This window comes from Anaerosporobacter sp. (assembly GCF_965301125.1).
Genome location: NZ_CBDLAM010000320.1, coordinates 563 through 2,681, shown reverse-complemented (window position 1 = coordinate 2,681; position 2,119 = coordinate 563). Strand labels below are relative to the sequence as shown.

3 protein-coding genes and 4 tRNA genes are annotated in these 2,119 nt (G+C 35.8%); all 7 read left to right on the top strand.

Going from position 1 to position 2,119, the window contains the following annotated elements:
- Nucleotides 1-85 precede the first annotated feature (85 nt).
- A tRNA-His gene (locus ACW2QF_RS19360) sits at nucleotides 86-159 on the top strand.
- A 20-nt stretch (nucleotides 160-179) separates the two neighbouring features.
- Nucleotides 180-251, top strand: a tRNA-Gln gene (locus ACW2QF_RS19355).
- 55 nt (nucleotides 252-306) lie between these two features.
- Nucleotides 307-379: transfer RNA gene (locus ACW2QF_RS19350), tRNA-Lys, on the top strand.
- A gap of 28 nt (nucleotides 380-407) precedes the next feature.
- Nucleotides 408-487 (top strand) — tRNA-Leu (locus ACW2QF_RS19345).
- Between the two features lie 321 nt (nucleotides 488-808).
- Complete coding sequence (gene rplM, locus ACW2QF_RS19340; RefSeq protein WP_455717654.1) at nucleotides 809-1,249, top strand: 50S ribosomal protein L13; 441 nt, start codon at nucleotides 809-811, stop codon at nucleotides 1,247-1,249.
- A gap of 26 nt (nucleotides 1,250-1,275) precedes the next feature.
- Nucleotides 1,276-1,668 carry a 30S ribosomal protein S9 gene (rpsI, locus tag ACW2QF_RS19335; RefSeq protein WP_455717653.1) on the top strand — a complete coding sequence of 131 codons (393 nt, stop codon included), beginning with the start codon at nucleotides 1,276-1,278 and terminating at the stop codon, nucleotides 1,666-1,668.
- A 180-nt stretch (nucleotides 1,669-1,848) separates the two neighbouring features.
- Nucleotides 1,849-2,119 (top strand): hypothetical protein (locus ACW2QF_RS19330; protein WP_455717652.1); only part of this gene is annotated, 271 nt, incomplete at its 3' end.

Here is a 2,119-nt window from a genome sequence, read left to right as displayed (position 1 = left end):
AGAGCAACGGCCTTCTAAGCCGTGTGTCGGGGGTTCGAATCCCTTGTGGCACGTTTAAGCAGACAAGCTTATAAAACAAAATATGGTGGGTATAGCGCAGTCGGTTAGCGCGCCAGATTGTGGCTCTGGAGGCCGAGGGTTCGAATCCCTCTATCCACCCTTGCTTAAATAAGCAGTATTGGGCTATCGCCAAGCGGTAAGGCACAGGACTTTGACTCCTGCAGTCGCTGGTTCGAATCCAGCTAGCCCAGTTTGAAATGAATATTTCAAAGCATTTTGTGACAACCTAGTATTGTTATCAAATATGGGATATTAGCTCAGTTGGTAGAGCACTTGACTTTTAATCAAGTTGTCCGGGGTTCGAACCCCCGATGTCTCAGTTAGAAGGAGACTTCTTAATTTAATATGCGGATGTGGCGGAACTGGCAGACGCGCTAGACTTAGGATCTAGTGGGAGACCGTGCAGGTTCAATTCCTGTCATCCGCAGTGCCAATGAAGACTCATGATTGAATATTTCGATCGTGAGTTTTTTACTTTTTTTAGGACAAAGTTTCTGAAAAAATTATTAAAACGGCTTGACACATAGAATATTTACGTCTATAATGTTTAGATGTGACGTGCTGTAGTTATGCATAATTTTAGACATAAGAAGCACTAGCAAGCATAAAAAGTGTGGTAAATGCCTACCAAAGCCCCGGTAATGGTATTTTAACATATAGAAGAGGCTATATCTTAATAGCTTATATTAAAATGACTATGAGTAACCAATATGTTTGGTTGTTGAAGATTATTCAAGGAGGTAAACCAATGAAAAGTTTTATGGCTAGTCCATCTACAATTGAAAGAAAATGGTATGTAGTTGACGCTACAGGACATACATTAGGTCGTCTATCATCAGAGATAGCATCAGTTTTAAGAGGTAAGAACAAACCAACTTACACTCCACACGTTGATACAGGTGATTATGTAATCGTAATCAATGCAGATAAAATCAAAGTTACTGGTAAAAAAATGGATCAAAAGATCTACTACAATCACTCTGAATATGTAGGTGGTATGAAAGAAACTACATTAAAAGAGATGATGGCTAAAAAACCTTGTGATGTTATCACTCTAGCTGTTAAAGGCATGCTTCCAAAAGGACCTTTAGGAAGACAAATGCTTACTAAGTTACATGTATATGCTGGACCAGAACATGATAACGCAGCTCAAAAACCAGAAGTATTAGAAATCAAATCTAGATATTAATCGGAAATTGAAAGGAGGAAATCACAGTGGCTAAAGCAAAATTCTACGGAACTGGAAGAAGAAAAAGCAGTATTGCTAGAGTATATTTAGTACCAGGTACTGGTAAAGTTACAATCAATAAAAGAGACATGGAAAACTATTTCGGTCTTGAAACTTTAAAATTAATCGTTCGTCAACCACTTGTATTAACAGAAACAGCTGATAAATTTGATGTACTTGTTAATGTTCATGGAGGTGGATTCACTGGCCAAGCTGGTGCAATCAGACACGGTATTTCAAGAGCATTATTACAAGCAGACGGTGACTACCGTCCAGCTCTTAAAAAAGCAGGTTTCTTAACAAGAGATCCAAGAATGAAAGAACGTAAAAAATACGGTCTTAAAGCAGCTCGTAGAGCACCTCAGTTCTCTAAGAGATAATTTACTGCATATTATATTACCCTCAAAGTATTTGACTTTGGGGGTTTTCTTATGTCTGGATAATTGTGGATATGGGTAAAATTGGTCGGTGACTATCGGGTTACTAACAAGTGACTAACAAATTATTTACATACAGCTTAGCTAATTAACATTATGGGGAAAGGTAAAGGGGAATATATCATGAAGAAGAAAGTAAAAAAGTATTTTAAACAAATAAATAGTCTTTTAAAAAGTTCAGTTATATGTATTTTTGAAAAAATAATACCTATGCTATGGTTTTATATGAGTATAGTTTTACTATTTTATTCTTTTGAGTGGAGTAGAAATGTAGTAAAACAAATTATAATTGCCTTTTTTAATAAAGAGATTATGTTAGATGTTTATTGGAAAGTAAAAAAATATAAAGTTTTAGCAAATACAATATGGCTGTATATACTAATAATATATATTG

Coding starts and splice junctions, on each gene's coding strand:
- rplM (WP_455717654.1), top strand. CDS start 809: ATGAAAAGTTTTATGGCTAGTCCATCTACAATTGAAAGAAAATGGTAT.